General features: G+C 74.0%; 15 protein-coding genes. 8 read left to right on the forward strand and 7 right to left on the reverse strand.

From position 1 onward, the window contains the following. The first annotated feature begins 31 nt into the window (after positions 1-31). On the forward strand, positions 32-1348 hold the full coding sequence (locus tag ACFYZS_RS28110; protein WP_389018224.1) for a helix-turn-helix domain-containing protein: 1317 nt from the start codon (positions 32-34) through the stop codon (positions 1346-1348). A gap of 51 nt (positions 1349-1399) precedes the next feature. Here the strand turns inward: ACFYZS_RS28110 and ACFYZS_RS28115 are convergent, their stop codons facing one another. The 3 genes from ACFYZS_RS28115 to ACFYZS_RS28125 all read right to left on the reverse strand — a co-directional run bounded on the left by ACFYZS_RS28115 (position 1400) and on the right by ACFYZS_RS28125 (position 4907). Further along, positions 1400-2884: a PTS transporter subunit EIIC gene (locus ACFYZS_RS28115; protein ID WP_389018227.1), complete on the reverse strand. Its 1485-nt coding sequence runs from the start codon at positions 2882-2884 to the stop codon at positions 1400-1402. 98 nt (positions 2885-2982) lie between these two features. Continuing rightward, positions 2983-3942: an N-acetylmuramic acid 6-phosphate etherase gene (gene murQ, locus ACFYZS_RS28120; protein ID WP_389018231.1), complete on the reverse strand. Its 960-nt coding sequence runs from the start codon at positions 3940-3942 to the stop codon at positions 2983-2985. After that, the gene (locus ACFYZS_RS28125) at positions 3939-4907 is read right to left on the reverse strand and encodes a MurR/RpiR family transcriptional regulator (RefSeq protein ID WP_389018234.1); all 969 of its coding nucleotides are present in this window, start codon (positions 4905-4907) and stop codon (positions 3939-3941) included. The genes murQ and ACFYZS_RS28125 overlap by 4 nt, the downstream gene beginning before the upstream one ends. A gap of 102 nt (positions 4908-5009) precedes the next feature. Between ACFYZS_RS28125 and ACFYZS_RS28130 the strand changes: the two genes are divergently transcribed. From ACFYZS_RS28130 to ACFYZS_RS28145, 4 genes are all read left to right on the forward strand, one after another. Then, positions 5010-5387, forward strand: a complete 378-nt coding sequence (locus tag ACFYZS_RS28130; RefSeq protein WP_389018237.1) for a hypothetical protein — start codon at positions 5010-5012, stop codon at positions 5385-5387. A 7-nt stretch (positions 5388-5394) separates the two neighbouring features. After that, positions 5395-5664 (forward strand): DUF4031 domain-containing protein, encoded by a 270-nt coding sequence (locus ACFYZS_RS28135; RefSeq protein ID WP_030156937.1) that lies wholly within the window; start codon positions 5395-5397, stop codon positions 5662-5664. 152 nt (positions 5665-5816) lie between these two features. Then, on the forward strand, positions 5817-6965 hold the full coding sequence (locus ACFYZS_RS28140) for a hypothetical protein (protein ID WP_389018240.1): 1149 nt from the start codon (positions 5817-5819) through the stop codon (positions 6963-6965). Next, positions 6953-8494 (forward strand): caspase family protein, encoded by a 1542-nt coding sequence (locus ACFYZS_RS28145; protein ID WP_389018243.1) that lies wholly within the window; start codon positions 6953-6955, stop codon positions 8492-8494. The genes ACFYZS_RS28140 and ACFYZS_RS28145 overlap by 13 nt, the downstream gene beginning before the upstream one ends. Here ACFYZS_RS28145 and ACFYZS_RS28150 read toward each other — a convergent pair. Then, positions 8484-9695 carry a Cmx/CmrA family chloramphenicol efflux MFS transporter gene (locus ACFYZS_RS28150; RefSeq protein WP_389018490.1) on the reverse strand — a complete coding sequence of 404 codons (1212 nt, stop codon included), beginning with the start codon at positions 9693-9695 and terminating at the stop codon, positions 8484-8486. The genes ACFYZS_RS28145 and ACFYZS_RS28150 overlap by 11 nt on opposite strands. A 56-nt stretch (positions 9696-9751) precedes the next feature. Beyond that, a complete protein-coding gene (locus ACFYZS_RS28155; protein WP_389018245.1) occupies positions 9752-10420 on the reverse strand; it encodes a hypothetical protein in 669 nt (222 codons plus the stop codon). Between the two features lie 117 nt (positions 10421-10537). On the opposite strand from ACFYZS_RS28155, the gene ACFYZS_RS28160 reads away from it, so the two are divergent. After that, positions 10538-11242, forward strand: coding sequence for a copper homeostasis protein CutC (locus ACFYZS_RS28160; protein ID WP_389018248.1), 705 nt, complete (start codon positions 10538-10540; stop codon positions 11240-11242). 89 nt (positions 11243-11331) lie between these two features. Here the strand turns inward: ACFYZS_RS28160 and ACFYZS_RS28165 are convergent, their stop codons facing one another. Further along, complete coding sequence (locus ACFYZS_RS28165; protein WP_389018493.1) at positions 11332-13317, reverse strand: HelD family protein; 1986 nt, start codon at positions 13315-13317, stop codon at positions 11332-11334. Between the two features lie 418 nt (positions 13318-13735). On the opposite strand from ACFYZS_RS28165, the gene ACFYZS_RS28170 reads away from it, so the two are divergent. Then, positions 13736-13921 carry a hypothetical protein gene (locus ACFYZS_RS28170; protein ID WP_389018250.1) on the forward strand — a complete coding sequence of 62 codons (186 nt, stop codon included), beginning with the start codon at positions 13736-13738 and terminating at the stop codon, positions 13919-13921. 108 nt (positions 13922-14029) lie between these two features. Beyond that, entirely contained in the window at positions 14030-14905 is an 876-nt protein-coding gene (locus ACFYZS_RS28175; protein ID WP_389018253.1) for a glycosyltransferase family 87 protein, read from the forward strand. On the opposite strand, the gene ACFYZS_RS28180 is transcribed toward ACFYZS_RS28175, so the two are convergent. Beyond that, on the reverse strand, positions 14807-15088 hold the full coding sequence (locus ACFYZS_RS28180) for a hypothetical protein (protein WP_389018256.1): 282 nt from the start codon (positions 15086-15088) through the stop codon (positions 14807-14809). The genes ACFYZS_RS28175 and ACFYZS_RS28180 overlap by 99 nt on opposite strands. Positions 15089-15138 lie beyond the last annotated feature (50 nt).

The raw sequence follows: 15138 nt of genomic DNA on the forward strand, positions 1-15138 counted from the left end.
ATGCGTGACGGGACACGGGGTGGGAGGAACGGTGTCGGAAGACACTGCTGATGCCGGGTTCGCCCGGCTGCTGCGAGAGCTGAAGGACCGGTCCGGGCTCAGCTACGGAACGCTCGCCAAACGGCTCCACATGAGTACGTCGACCTTGCACCGGTACTGCATCGGCGACGTGGTCCCCGCGGACTACGCACCGGTCGAACGGCTCGCCCGCCTCTGCAAGGCATCGCCCGAGGAACTCGTCGAACTGCACCGGGCCTGGGTGCTGGCGGACGCCAACCGCCCGCGCAAGGGCGGTGAGCCGGGCGGCAGGACACCGGGCGCGGAGGCGCCCGCAGAGACGCTTCCGGCGGAGTCGCAGGACCCGGCGGACCCGGCCGAGCCGCTTGTCGAGCCTGCCGGTCCTTCCGGTCCGCCCACGCCGAACGGGCGCCGCCGGATCCGCACGGCCGTCCTCGTCGGGATCGCCGTGGCCGTCGTGGCCGGGGCGGTGGCGCTCATCGCGTACCTGCCGACACGAGACGGCGACGTCCGGGAGCGCCCCGCCGGTGCCGCGTCCCTCGCGGACGGCGCGGGACGGCGTACGGACGGCGGGACGACGGGGGCGTCCGAGGCGGCACGGCCGGGAGCCTCGCCCTCGCCCTCGGACTCCGCGCCGGCGGCCGGCACCGCTCCCACCGCCTCGACCGCCCCCACCGCGAGCCCGTCCCCCGCCGGTCGCGGCGGCGACACCGCGTCCGGTACGCCGGTGAAGGTGACCACCCAGCCCTACACCTGGGAAACACCGTGCGACCAGCACTACCTGATCGAGAGGCCTCCGGCCCAGGTGTCCCCGCCGCCTCTGGAACGGGACGCGCCCGCGTGGGTGGGGGCGGTCGGAGCCGTCTCCGCGGGCGGGCAGTACGTCACGCTGACCCTCCAGGGCACCGGCAAGGACACCGTGGTCCTGGAGAGCCTGACCGTCCGCATGGCAGGCAAGCGTGCGCCGCTCGCCTGGAACGACTACGCCATGGGCTACCCGGGCGTCGGCTGCGGCGCCGGGGTGCCGACGCGCTCGTTCACCGTCGCCCTCGACGCCGTGCGCCCGGCCGTCGTACCCGAGGCGGGGCAGCCGAACTTCCCGTTCAAGGTGAGCGAGTCCGAACCGGAGGTGTTCTACGTCAAGGCCGACGCCTCCGCGTACGACGTGAGCTGGTACCTGGAGCTCGCCTGGTCGAGCGGGTCCCGCCACGGCACCGTCACGATCGACAACAGCGGAAAGCCCTTCCGTACCAGCGGTCACAACGGGCGGCCCGGCTACGAGTTCCCCCTCGGCGGCGACGGCTGGGTCCCTGCGGGAACGACTTCCTGACCGGCCGGACCGCCATGTCGGACGAGGGCGCAGGCGTAGGCGTCGGCGCCGTCAGGTCATCGCCGGTTCCTTGTCGGCGTCCGCGGTCGGGGCGGCGTCCGCCACGGGCTGCGGGTCGGTGTTGAGCTCGGTCAGCATCTGGCGCGTGAAGCCGAAGAAGTACGTGGCCGCGAAGCCCACGACGTAGCCGGTCAGCAGGCCGCCCGCGTAGATCGCGAGGTTCGGGCCCAGCCCCGAAGGCCCGTCCAGCAGCGGGAACAGGGCCCAGCCGGACGGCCCGATGGCCGTGGCACCGAAGGCGACCCCGAGCTGGTTGAACAGTCCGACGAACGCCCCGCCCGCCGCCCCGCCCACGCAGGCGGTGACGAAGGGGCGGCCGAGCGGGAGCGACACCCCGTAGATCAGCGGCTCGCCGACGCCCAGGAAACCCGCCGGGAGCGCGGACTTGATGGTGGTGCGCAGGGACCGGTTGCGCGGCAGCCGGCAGTACACCGCGAGGGCAGCGCCGACCTGGCCCGCGCCCGCCATGGCGAGGATCGGCAGGAGGGCGGTGTGGCCGGTCTGCTCGATGAGGGTGGTGTGGATGGGGATCAGCGCCTGGTGCAGGCCCAGCATCACGAGCGGCAGGAAGAGGCCGCCCAGGACGAGGCCGGCGAACGCGCCGCCGCCGGCGAGCATCCACGTGGCGAAGGAGCCGATGGCCGCGGCGACCTCACCGGCGAGGAACATCAGACCGAAGATCGTCACCAGTCCGGAGGCCAGGACGGTGAGGGTGGGGGTGACCAGGGCGTCCACCGACTCCGGGACCCACCTGCGGCACAGCTTCTCCACCCGTACGGCGAGGAACGCGGCCGCCAGGGCCCCGAGGACCCCGCCCTGGCCGGGGGAGAGGTGCTGGCCGAAGGCGTCGATCTTCGCGACCCCGGGGAAGACGATGATGGCGGCGACGGCCCCGCCCAGGATCGGCGTGCCGCCGAACTCCTTGGCCGTGTTGTAGCCGACGAAGACCGCGATCAGCGACATGAATCCGGAGGCGATCGCGGCGAGCGCCGGGACGACGGCCGGCAGCCAACCGGTGTTGAGCAGCACGCCGTTCAGGCCCGCGATGATGCCGCAGCCGATGAGCGCCGGGATCAGCGGGACGAAGACGTTCGCGATGCGGCGCAGGAACAGTTTCACCGGGGTGCTGTTGCGGGCCTTCTGCTCCTGCTTCAACGCGGCGCCCCGGTCGGCGAGTTCCCCGGCGGTGACCGGGGCCTGGGCGGCGCGGGGGGAGCGGCCCTCCTCGACCAGCGCCTCGAACTCCGGGGTCACCCGGGCGACCGTCCCCGGCCCGAGCACGATCTGGTACGTCTCGTCCTCGACGACGCCCAGCACCGCGGGCAGCGCCCGCAGCCCCTCGTCGTCGACCAGCGAGCGGTCGTTCAGCGTGATGCGCAGGCGGGTCATGCAGTGCGCGATCGAGCCGATGTTGTCCGGGCCGCCGACCAGGGGGAGGATCGCGGCGGCGGTGGCGCGGTTCTTGTCAGTGGACATGTGGTGATCGCCTTGCGTCGGGGAAACGGGGCAGTCAGCAGGTCGGCAGGTCAGCAGGTGGGCAGGTCGGCAGAACGGCAGGTCGGCAGAACGGCAGGTCAGAGGCCCGGGGCGGGCGTGCGGGCCAGGGCCAGGGCCTCGCGGAGGTGGCCGCGCGCGGCCGTGAGCAGTCCGGCCGCCGCCGGGCCGTCCACGCCGCCGAGCAGGACGAGTACGGCCTGCTTGACCTCGCCGCCGGTGGCGTCGAGCGCGGCCTCGATCTCCTCGTCCGGTGCGCCGGTGGCCAGCGCCACGATGCGGCGGGAGCGGGCGCGCAGCTTCTCGTTGGAGGCGCGCAGGTCGACCATCAGGTTCCCGTACGTCTTGCCGAGCCGGATCATGGTGATGGTCGAGACGAGGTTCAGTACGAGCTTCTGCGCGGTACCGGCCTTCAGCCGGGTGGACCCGGTCAGCAGCTCGGGCCCGGTGACCACCTCGATGCCGTGTTCGGCGGCCGCGGCGAGTGCGGAGCCGGCGTTGCAGGACAGGCCGACGGTGAGCGCGCCGCGCGTACGGGCGTACTCGACGGCGCCGATCGCGTACGGGGTGCGGCCGGAGGCGGAGACGCCGATGACGGTGTCGTCCGGCCCGATGTCCAGCGCGGCCAGGTCCGCGGCGGCCAGCTCCGCGGAGTCCTCGGCGCCCTCCACGGACCGGACCATGGCGCCGGGCCCGCCCGCGATCAGGCCGACGACCTGCGCCGGGTCGGTGTTGAAGGTGGGCGGGCACTCGCTGGCGTCCAGGACGCCCATCCGGCCGGCCGTGCCGGCGCCCGCGTACACGAGCCGCCCGCCGCGGGCCATCCGCGGCGCGATGGCGTCGATCGCGGCGGCGATCTGCGGCAGCCGCGCGGCGACGGCGGCCGGGACGGTGGCGTCACCGGCGTTCATGGTGCGGGCGATGTCGAGGGTGGGCAGCCGGTCGATCTCGGCCAGTTCGGGGCGGAAGGCCTCGGTGGTCAGGGTGTCGAGCTGGGCGCGGAGTGCGGCGTACGAGCCGTCGGCGTACGGGCCGGTCATGGGCGGGGGCTCCTGGCGGATCGGCGGGGGGCGAGTGCCTCGTACGAGGCGGCGAGCGCGGGGGCGGCGGTCTCGTACGTCCGCTGTGCGACGGCGACGAACAGGCAGTCGACGACGAGGAGCTGGCTGGTCCGGCTGGACATGGCGGCCGGGCGCAGCCGAGTCTCGCGGGCGGCGGAGGTGGCCAGTACGAGGTCGGCGTAGTGGGAGACGGGGGCGTTCGGGCGGCCGGTGAGCGCGATGGTGGTGGCGCCGCGCTCGAAGGCCGTGCGGAGGGGGTCGATCACGTCGCCGGTGGCGCCGGAGTGGGTGATCGCGACGGCCGCGTCGCCCGGGCGCAGCTGGACGGCGCCGGTGACGGCCAGGTGGGGGTCGCCGTGGGCGTGGGCGACGAGGCCGATGCGCAGCAGTTTCTGGGCCAGGTCCTGGCCGACGAGTGCGGAGGCGCCGACGCCGTAGATGTCGATCCGGCGGGCCGTCGCGAGCGCGGTGACGGCGGCGGCCAGTGCGGTGAGGTCGAGTCCGGCGGCGGTGTCGGCGAGGGTCTGGGCCTCCTCGTGGGCCAGTTTGGCGACGACGTCGGCGATGGGGTCGTCGACGGCTATGTCGGCGGTGACGGCGGGGGCCGCGCCGGACTCCTGCTGCGCGGCGAGCGCGGCGAGGGCCAGCCGCAGGTCGCGGTAGCCGGGGTAGCCGAGGAGGCGGGCGGCGCGGACGACGGTGGCCTCGCTGGTGCCGGTGCGCGTGGCGAGCGCGCCGACGGTGAGGCGGGAGCAGCCGGCGGGGTCGGCGGCGACGGTTTCGGCGACGGCCCGGACGGAGCGGGTCATGGAGGGGCCGAGCGCCCGGATCCGGGCCCGCAGGGCGCCGGGGGCGGGGGCATCGGCGGCCGGGGCATCGGCGGCCGAGGCCGGAGCCAGAGCCGGGGCCGGGGTGCTGGAAGTTTCCTTCACATCGCCGCTCACACCTGAAAGCTATTTTCGGGCGTGGGGGCCGTCAAGGCGCCATGAGCCCCCGTGTCGAAATGACCTTCGTCAGTGTGGGCCATACGGGTCCACAATGGGCGCATGGACCACGCGACCCCCCTGGAGCAGGCGCTGCACGTCGCCCGCGCACTTGTGCTCGCCGATCTCGCTGCGGGCGAGGTCGCCGACGCCGATGTCGTCTCCCTCGTCGAGGACTCGGTCACGCACCGCCGGTGGTGGGTGGAGCAGTGGCCGGAGGGGGTCGACTACCTCGCCGGGCTCGTCGCCCAGGACGTACAGGACGCGCTGCTGGAGAAGTACGGGCGCTGGCCGCTGTGCCCGGTCTGCTCACACGGCGATCCGCACGCGCTGGACGTGGAGCCGGAGTTGGGACCCGATCCGCACTGGGTGTGCGGCAAGGCAGGGGTGAAGGTCGCCGCGGTCGGCGGCCTCGGCCCCGTGTTCGGCGCCGGCCGGTGAGCCGACGGTGACGCTCTACATCGACCCGCCGACCTGGCCGGGCCACGGCCGCATGTGGTCGCACCTGGTCAGCGACGTCTCGTACGAGGAGCTGCACGCCTTCGCGGCATCGATCGGCTGCCCGGCGAAGGCGTTCGAGCGGGACCACTACGACGTGCCGTCGCACCGCTACGCGGACGCGGTGGGCGCGGGCGCGGTGGAGATCGGCAGCAAGGAACTGGTGCGCCGCCTGACGGCCGCGGGCCTGCGCCGCCCGAAGGGCCGCCCGGCGGCGTAGCGGGGCGGCGTAGCGGGGCGGATGCGCCCCGAAGGCGCGCTCCGGCAATATGACGGTCGGTCATATGCCGTGCGGGCAGGAGGATTTGCTGCATTAGGATGACCCGCGAATCTGCCACTCGCAGTTGCCTGAGGGGGATCGTGCGTCGGTCAGTGCTGTTCGTACACGGGACCGGAGTGCGGGAGGTCTCGTACAAGGAGACCTTCGCCGCCGTCCGGACCCGCCTTGACGAGATCCAGCCCGGGCTGGAGGTCCGCGGCTGCTTCTGGGGACGCGAGCAGGGGGCGTCGATGGCCCTGGACGGAGCCTCCGTCCCCCGCTACCGGCAGTCCCGGGGCGGCACGGCGGACGACGACGCCGAGATCGAGGTCTGGGGGGTCCTGTACGGCGACCCCTGGTACGAGCTCCGGCTGCTGGGCCTGGCGCCCGCTCCGTCTTCGAGCCTGGGTTTCGGGCTGCCGGCCTCCGAGGAGTTCCTCGCTGACGTCACCGAGTACGACCCGGCGCCCGAGGTGGTGGAGGCCTTTGACGCGCGGGGGCTTCTCGGGGACTTCACCGAGGCCTTGCGGGCCGTGGTGCGGGCGCCCGAGTTACTCGCCGCCGCTGCCACGGCGGACTCCGACGGGACCGAGCACCGCAGGACGGTGGCCCGGGCCGTGATCGCCATGACGATGAACCTCGCGGACGAACGGGGCGTGGAGGTCTCCGGCATCGTGCGCGACGAGCTCCTCGCCGAGCTCAGCACCGATCTGTACGCCGAGGGCCGTTCCGTCATGGGACTGCTCGGGAAGGTGCTCGCCAGGCCGGTGGGCCGGCGCGGCCGGTCCCGGCGCGGGGCCTGGAGTGACTCGGCCCTGCCCATGGTCGGGGACATCCTGCGCTACCAGGCCCGGGGCCAGGGCGTGCGCGACCACATCAAGCGGACCGTCGAGAACACCCCCGGGGACGCGATCACCGTCATCGCGCACAGTCTCGGAGGCGTCGCGTGCGTCGACCTGATGGTGCGCGAGCGGCTGGATCGGGTGGACCAGCTGATCACGGTGGGCTCCCAGGCGCCGTACTTCTACGAAATCGGCGCCCTGGTCTCGCTGGAGCACCCCGAGACGCTGCCGCCCCGCTTCCCGGCGAAGTGGCTGAACATCTACGACGACCGCGATTTCCTCGCGTACCAGGCCGCGGAGGTGTTCCCGGGCCGTGCCGAGGACCGCCCCGTCGACAACCGGCAGCCCTTCCCCTGGGCGCACACGACGTACTGGTCCAACCCCGAGGTGTGGGACGCGGTCGGCTCATGGCTGAGGTGACCGGCCCCGACCCGGCGCGCGTGCACGCCGTCGTGGTCGGCATCGAGCACTACCGGCACTTCGGGGGCAGGGACCTCGCGGGCGCTGCCGCCGACGCGATGCGGTTCGCCGTCTGGCTGCGCCGCCGCGGCGTGCCGGCGGAGAACATCACGCTGCTGCTCACCCCGGTCGACACCTCGTGGGCCGCTCTCAACGCGCAGGCGCTGGAGCACGACCTGCGGATCATGCCGGTCACCTCCCGCGACCAGATCATCGACAGGCTCGCCCCGTCGCAGACCCCGGCCGAGGGCGACGTCCTTTACGTCTACTGGGGCGGCCACGGCCTGCTGGACCGGGGCGACCGCAGGTTGCTGCTCTGCCCGGACGCCTCGGAGGCGGACCTGCGCTGCCTGGACTTGATGGACGTACGGGAATACCTGGCCCGGCCTGACGTGGCGCGCTGTCGCCGACAGGTCTACCTCGTGGACGCGTGCGCGACCTTCGTCCAGGACAACCAGAACGGGCCCGCCGTGATGGCGCTGCCCAGGGGCCGGCGGATCACAGTGGAGCAGTTCATGCTGCTGGCCGTCGCGTCCGGGCAGGCGGCGATCCAGCGCACCACGGGGCGGACCGGTGCCTTCTCGACCGCCGTCATGGACTGGCTGGAGAAGAACTCGCCCGGTCTCGACACCGACCTGGACGCGCTGGTGGCACACGTCAAGGAGCACTTCACCGGGTACCGGACCGGCAGGGGTGCCCGGCAGCTCCAGACCCCGGTGACCTTGGTGATCCAGCCCTTCGGGGGTGATGCGGAGATCCTGCAGGGGCCGCCGGCGGCCTCGGAGCCGAAGGCGTCGGCCCCGAAGGCGGCGCAGCCGGCGAAGCGGCGGGTCGCCCTCTGGGCGGGGGCCGCCGCCGTGGCGGTCGCCGCCCTGGTCGCGACGCTGGCGCTGAACGGCAGACCGGGCGGCGGTGCGGCCGGGCAGGCCGCGCCGGACGGCCGGACGGTGCAGCAGTCGACTCCCTCGGCCTCGCCCTCGGCCTCCGCCTCGCCGTCCGCCTCGTCCTCCGCGTCACCCCCGGCCGCGCCGTCGGCGAGCAGCATCGCGCCGGGTGCTCCGGCCCCGTCAGGGGCGACGACACCGCAGGCGCAGGCCGCCGGGGCGGGCGCCGCGGGAGGTACGGAGTCGTGCGCCGGCTTCCACACCGCGGATGATCCGAAGGTGAGCGAGCGGCCCTGCGTCGTGAAGGAGGGCACGACGGTCTCCATGCGCGCCTACGTCAGCGCCACCGTTGCGACCAAGGTGACCGTGTACCTCTGGCTGACCCTCAAGGACGGCAACAAATACCTGTATCCCACGGGTGGGCAGGCGAAGACCTGGACCCTCACCGCGGGCTCGGAACCCAAGGCGCTGACGGAACGGGTCGCTCTGTCGCTCACCCCCGGTACCGACTACGAAGTACACGTCAGCACCAAAGTCGAGGGTGCGACCGCGCCGAAGGTGACCAACCCGGAGGTGACCGGGCACGGGCAGTGGTTCACGTACTGACCGTGTCCACCGCCGAGGGGGCGGGCGAAGCCGCGACGATCCGGGTCACGGGCGGTGTACGCCGGTGCAGGCGCAGGGCGATCGCGCCCAGGGCGATGGCCGTCACCGTCATCGCCGCGCCCGCCCAGGCGGTGGCGGCGAAGCCGCGGCCGGCGTCGATCACCGTGCCGCCGAGCCACGGGCCGCCCGTGTTGCCCAGGTTGAACGCCGCCGTCGTGGTGGCGCCGGCCAGGGTCGGGGCCGCGCCCGCCACGTTGAACATGCGGGCGTTGAGCGCCGGCGCCGTGAAGAACGCCGAGACGCCCATCAGGAACGACAGGCCGACGGCCGCCACCGCCGAGGAGGCGAACAGGGCCAGCGCGACGAGGAAGAGGGTCGACGCGGTGATGCCCCACAGCATCACGCCGAACAGGTGGGCGTCGGCGATCCGCCCGCCGACGGTCGTGCCGACGAGCGCGCCGACCCCGAACAGCGCGAGCACCCACGGCACCCAGCCGGCGTCCAGCCCGGCGACCTCCGTCAGCAGCGGCGACAGGTAGCTGAAGGCGCAGAAGACCCCGCCCGCGGCCAGCGCCGTGACGCCGATCGACAGCCACACCTGGCGGTCGCGGTAGATGCGCAGCTCCCGGGCGAGGGTGGGGCGTACGGCGGGCCGCGGGATGTCCGGGATCAGCGCCAGGATGCCGACGAGGGCGACCGCCGAGGCCGCGCCCACCGACCAGAACGCGGACCGCCAGCCCAGGTGCTCCCCGAGGAAGGCGCCGGCGGGGACGCCGAGGACGTTGGCGATGGACAGGCCGCCGATCATGACGGCCATGGCGCGGGCCCGCTGGTCCTTGTCCACCATGGCGATGGCGACGGCCGCGCCGACCGCCCAGAAGCCGGCGCAGGCGAGCGCGGCGACGATGCGGGAGGCGAAGAGGAGCTCGTACGAGGGAGCCAGCGCGCCCGCCACCTGCCCGAGGCCGAAGAGGCTGATGAGGGCGATGAGGGTGGTGCGGCGGGGGAGCCGCAGGGTGGCCACCGCCAGCAGCGGCGCCCCGACGACCATGCCGATCGCGAAGGCCGATATGAGCAGGCCGGCCTGCGGGATGGTGACGTCCATGTCCCGCGCGATGGGCGGCAGCAGCCCCGAGAGCATGAACTCGCTGGTCCCGAGCGCGAAGACGGCCAGGCCGAGGACGTAGACGGCGACGGGCATGCGGGAGCGTGCTGCGGCGGAGGGCATGCTCTGCACGAACCGCCGCGAAGCGGATCTCATTCCCCGGCGGCGGGACCGGTGGTCAGGACGGCGAGCTCGGCGGCCAGGTTGCGGCGGGCCGGGGCCTCCCAGTGCGCGGCGCCGTACGGGGTGCGGAAGAGGCGGGGCAGGCCGAGCAGCTGGCGCAGTACGGCGGCCCGGCCGGCGCGGAAGGCGTCCTCGGGGACGAAGCCGTACTCGGCGCGGACGGCGGCGACGTACGCCGCGTACGCGTCGGGCGCGCCCGCGAGCACGGCCAGGTCGGCGTCGCAGAGCACCTCGCCGTTGGTGTCGCCGGGGGCGGGGTCGTGGGTGACGGTGAGCCGGACCAGGCGGGCCACCTCGGCGGTGCGGGCCGCGTCGATGCCGAGCTCGGGCAGGGCGCGCTCGGCGAGGGCGGCGCTGCGCTCCTCGTTCTCGGAGCGGTCGGGGCGGTAGACGGCGTCGTGGAACCAGGCGGCGAGCTCGACGGCGGCGGGGTCGGCGGCGTGCGCGGCCAGTACGTCGATCCGTGCGAGTACGTCGGCCAGGTGCGCGGTGGTGTGGTAGCGGCGCTGGGGCTCCGCCCAGGCGGCGAGGAGCCGGTCGGCGTACGGCTCGGGATCGTGGTCGGCGGCGGCGGCGCCGGCCGCGGCGGTGGTCGCGTGCCAGCGGGCGCGGAGCGGGGCGGTGTCCATGCGGTCCATGCGCACATTGTGCGGGTGGCGTGATTGTGCTGGTGGAGGGTGGGCGGAGGCCCGTACTCTAGATATTGGACTAGACCTATTTTCCATACCAGCAGCTTTCCGGAGGAGTGGGGCCCAATGAGCAACCGTGCAGTCCTGGAGGTGATCGCCCTCGACGTGGAGGACGCGGTCGCGGCCCGGGCGGGTGGGGCGGACCGCCTCGAACTGGTCACCGACATGGCCGCCGACGGGCTCACCCCGCCGCGCGAGACCTTCGCGGCGATCAGGGCGGCGGTCGACATCCCGCTGCGCGTGATGCTCCGTACGGCCGACGGCTTCGCGGCGGGCTCGGCCGCGGACGTGGAGCTGCTGGCCGCCCGGGCGCGGGCGCTGCGGGCGGAGGGGGCGGACGAGTTCGTCCTCGGCTTCCTGGCCCCGGACGGCGGCCCGGACCTGGCCGCGATCGAGGCGGTCGTGGGGGAACTGGACGGCTGCAAGTGGACCTTCCACCGGGCCATCGACCGGGCCGCGGACCGCGACCAGCTGCGCAAGGCGCTCGCGGAGCTGCCGGAGTCCGCCGGGCCGGACACGTACCTGACGGCGGGCTCGGCGGCCGGGGTCGACGACGGTCTGCCGGTGCTGCTGGCCGAGGCGGCGCGGCGGGGCGAGCCGGGGTACACCGCGCAGATCCTGGTGGGCGGCGGGCTGGCGCTGTCCCACCTGCCGGTGCTGCGCGCGGCGGGGATCGACGCGTTCCACATCGGCGGCGCGGCCCGCCCCGACGGCTGGACGGGCCCGGTCTCGGCGTCCGCGGTCGAAGACTGGCGCACCGCCCTGTCCTGACACCGGGGCCGCGCCCCGGAGCCCGGGAGGGGGGCGGCCGGGGCGTGCCTGCGGCCCCTACGACGGGGCCGGGGCGCGGCCCGCGGCCCCTACGAGGCCAGCGCCGGGGGCAGGGGATCCGCGTGGAGCAGGGTCAGGCCCGACACCGCGCGGGTGAGGCAGACGTACAGGCGCCGCAGGCCGGTGCGCTCGTCCGGCTCGCCCGCCACGATCGCGGCGGGCTCGTCCAGGACCACGTAGTCGTACTCCAGGCCCTTCGCCAGCGAGGCCGGGACCAGGGTCAGGCGCGACTGGGCCGTCGTCTCCTCGCCGGGCGAGAGGTACGCCATGCCCGCCGCCTCCAGCGCCCGCGCCAGCTCCGGGATCCGTGCGTCCGCCGCGATCAGGCCGATCGAGCCCTCGTGGCCGAGCGAGGCGCGGCAGGCCTCGATCACCGAGGCGGTCAGGTCCGAGGGGTCCGCCGCCGGCGCGACGAGCAGCGAGCCCGGCGTCTCACGCACCGAGGAGACCGCGGCCAGACCCGGCGAGATCGACGGCAGCAGCCGTGAGGCGTACGCGATCACCTCGCGCGGCACGCGGAAGCCGGCCGTCAGCTCCTCCAGCACCGCCTCCGGCTTGCCCAGGTGCGCCAGCGCCTCGTCCCAGCTGCGGGTGGCCCACGGGGTCGTGCCCTGCGCGAGGTCGCCCAGGACCGTCGCGGAGCCGGTCGTGCAGCGCCGCCCCACCGCCCGGTACTGCATCGGCGACAGGTCCTGCGCCTCGTCGAGGACGACGTGGCCCAGCGAGTGCGTGCGCTCCACCAGGTCGGCCGCCTCGTCGATCAGGACCAGGTCGGCCGCCGACCACTTCGCCGACTTCACGCTGCGGAAGGGCTTCGCCCACAGCAGCAGCTCCTGCTCCTCCTGCGAGAGCACCCCCTGCGCGTGCTCGGCCAGGAACTCCGCGTCCGACAGCAGGCGCAGCACCAGCTTCGCCGGGTCCACGGCCGGCCACACCGCCTTGACCGCGGCCTTCACGGCGGCTCCCCGGGCCACCGAGTCCTGGACGCGGTCGTCCGGCGCCTCGCCCGCCTGCTCCATCCGTACGAGCACGGTGTGCGCGATCCGCTGCGGCAGCGCGTCGCGGGCGGCGCCGTAGCGGATGTCCCGGTCGAGGAGTTCGGTCACGATCTCCTCCAGTTCGTACGCGGGCACCCGCCACCGGCGCGAACCGCGCACCACCATCAGCGGCTCGGCGGGCGGGGTGACGTGCGAGCGGACCGCCCGGCGCAGCACCTGCGCCATGCGGGCGTCGCCCTTGACCACGGCGGTCGCGGCGGCGTCGGTGCCGCGGATCTCCAGGCCGTCGCGGGAGACGAGGTCCTCGACGGTGGCCTGCTTGACCTCCAGCTCGCCCAGGGCCGGGAGGACCTGCTCGATGTAGTGCAGGAAGGAGCGGTTCGGCCCGATGACGAGCGTGCCGGTGCGGGCGAGCCGCTCGCGGTGGGCGTACAGCAGGTACGCGACGCGGTGCAGGCCGACCGCCGTCTTCCCGGTGCCGGGGCCGCCCTGCACGCAGACGGAACCGGACAGGCCGGAGCGGACGATCTCGTCCTGCTCGGGCTGGATCGTCGCGACGATGTCGCGCATCGGGCCGACGCGCGGGCGCTCGATCTCCTGCTGGAGCAGCTTGCTGACGGCGGCCGCCTCCGAGGGGTCGGAGAGGTGCTCGTCCTCGTACGCGGTGAGCTCGCCGCCCGTGTAGCCGAAGCGGCGGCGCAGGGCGATGTCCTGCGGGTCGTTCTTGGAGGCCCGGTAGAAGGGCTGGGAGACGGGGGCACGCCAGTCGATCACCATCGGATCGCCGTCGGCGTCGTGGACGTGGCGGCGGCCGATGTAGAACTGCTCGCCTTCCGCGCCCTCGGCGAGGTCCGCGCCGGGTGCGTGCAGGTAGTTGAGGCGGCCGAAGAAGAGCGGGGTGTGCGCGAGGTCGGCGAGGGCCTTGATCCGGTCGTCGATCTGGGCCTGGAGGACGATCGCGTTGACCCAGTTCGCGGTGACGTCGCGGATGTCGAGGGCCTCGACGTCCTCGCGCATGGCGCGCAGCGCGGCGCGGGAGGCGGTGAGGTGGGCCTGCTCGCGGGCGAGGGGGTGGGTGGCGGAGTCGCTGTCGATGCCGGTCTCGGGGGCGTGCGCGGACACGGGAATGCCTCCAGCTGCTGATCGGTACGGAACGATGCCCGCCGGTTTCCGTCCGGCGGGCGGCTCTCCCCGAAACGGCGGCGGGAGGCGGCAAGAGCGGAGATTGTAGTCAGCGCGGGGGCGCGGCGCGAACGGATTCCGCGGCGGGGAGTCCCTCTGGAGGGGTAGGCCCGTCCGGGTGTCGTACCGGGGGGTGTCAGACCTCGGGCAGAGCCACTAGGGGACGGCATGGGCCGGGAGGAGTAGGCGGGCGGCCCTGCGATTCCACCCGGAGACCGATGTGATATCCGGGACGAAAACGCACCATGGATACATGAGCACCGCAACCTTCACCCCGATCCAGGGCGGCCGCCCTAGCGGCGCCACCGCCACCTCCGACTCCCGCCCCCGCCACCTGGTGGGCAATGCCCTGCGCGCCGCGAAGGTCTTCGCCGCCGCGGCCGTGAGCGTGGTCGTCCTCGGTGAGTACGCCGAGGACGCGGGCGTCATACGCCGCTGATCTCGGCCCCCTGCCGCGCCCCGGGGCTGTCGTACGGCCGCCCGGGCCGGGCGGCGGGCTGGCCGGATAGCGGCGGGGCGCCCGCGGTGATCCACTAGGGTCACGCGCGTGACCCGGAGTCTCCCTTCCAGCCCCCCGACGCCGCCCCTGGTCGGCGTGCTGGTCGCGGGCTCGCTCCTCGTGCTGGGCGTGCTCTGCATCGTGGTGCGGATCCCGATCGCCGACGGCCTCGCCGCCGGGTTCAGCGCCGCGGAGTGGCGCCCTCCCGCCGCGTACCCGCCCTTCGCGGCGATCCTGTTCACCCCGGCCGCCTGGCTGCCCGCGGGCGTCCTGAAGGCCGTGTTCGTCCTCGGCAACGCCGCCCTGTTCGCCCTGCTGATCCTGATGTCCTGCCGCCTCGCGGGACTGCGGGCCCGGCCCGGGCCCGTCCTGGCCGCCACCATCGCCGGGCTGTGGGTGGAGCCGCTGTTCCAGAGCCTGCTCGCCGGGCAGATCAACCTGGCGCTGGGCTGCCTGGTCCTGTGGGACCTGCGCCGTCCCCGCGCGGCCCTCGGCAAGGGCTTCGCGCTGGGCACCGCCGCCGGGATCACCCTGACCCCGGCGCTGCTCATCCCGTACCTGCTGCTGACCGGCCGGATCCGGGCCGGGCTGACGGCCCTGGGCGCCCTCGCCGGGACCGCCCTGCTCGGGCTGCTGGTCCTCCCGCAGGACTCCGCCGAGTTCTGGGCCCGCCACCTGCCCGCCCCGGGCCGGACCCCGCTGCCGGACTGGCCGCACCTGTGGATCTGGGCCGTCCCGCTGCTCGCCCTCCTGGCCCGGGCGGCGGCCCGCCGCCGCCCGGAGCCAGGGCAGGACCTGGTCCCGGTCCCCATCCCGGTCCGAAGGTCACCCCTCGGGCAGCAGGATGTCCGTGTCGTCGAAGATCCTCAGTACCACGAGCAGCAGCCGCCCCCGCGACACCATGTACTCGGCCACGATCTGTGAGGTGAGCCGGATCTCGCGGTCCTGCTCGCCTGCTCCTATCGGCCGCGACAGCTCGGTGTACGGATCGCGCGCCAGGATCTCGACGGCCTTGTCGAACGAGGCGCGGCGCGACGGATCCAGCCGGTCCCGGTCACGTCCCGCAGACTCCGTGTAGAGGACGTCGTAGATCTCCTGATGCGTCATGCGTCTCTCCCTGCCGGATTTACGTCTCTTCCAGCGTAGTGCCAGGGCCC

Origin of the sequence: Streptomyces sp. NPDC001903, from assembly GCF_042891345.1 — a bacterium.
In the GTDB taxonomy this organism is placed as follows: Bacteria; Actinomycetota; Actinomycetes; order Streptomycetales; family Streptomycetaceae; genus Streptomyces.

Coding starts and splice junctions, on each gene's coding strand:
- ACFYZS_RS28115 (WP_389018227.1), bottom strand. CDS start 2,884: ATGTCCACTGACAAGAACCGCGCCACCGCCGCCGCGATCCTCCCCCTG.
- murQ (WP_389018231.1), bottom strand. CDS start 3,942: ATGACCGGCCCGTACGCCGACGGCTCGTACGCCGCACTCCGCGCCCAG.
- ACFYZS_RS28130 (WP_389018237.1), top strand. CDS start 5,010: ATGGACCACGCGACCCCCCTGGAGCAGGCGCTGCACGTCGCCCGCGCA.
- ACFYZS_RS28145 (WP_389018243.1), top strand. CDS start 6,953: ATGGCTGAGGTGACCGGCCCCGACCCGGCGCGCGTGCACGCCGTCGTG.
- ACFYZS_RS28150 (WP_389018490.1), bottom strand. CDS start 9,695: ATGCCCGTCGCCGTCTACGTCCTCGGCCTGGCCGTCTTCGCGCTCGGG.
- ACFYZS_RS28155 (WP_389018245.1), bottom strand. CDS start 10,420: ATGGACCGCATGGACACCGCCCCGCTCCGCGCCCGCTGGCACGCGACC.
- ACFYZS_RS28160 (WP_389018248.1), top strand. CDS start 10,538: ATGAGCAACCGTGCAGTCCTGGAGGTGATCGCCCTCGACGTGGAGGAC.
- ACFYZS_RS28165 (WP_389018493.1), bottom strand. CDS start 13,317: ATGCGCGAGGACGTCGAGGCCCTCGACATCCGCGACGTCACCGCGAAC.
- ACFYZS_RS28170 (WP_389018250.1), top strand. CDS start 13,736: ATGAGCACCGCAACCTTCACCCCGATCCAGGGCGGCCGCCCTAGCGGC.
- ACFYZS_RS28180 (WP_389018256.1), bottom strand. CDS start 15,088: ATGACGCATCAGGAGATCTACGACGTCCTCTACACGGAGTCTGCGGGA.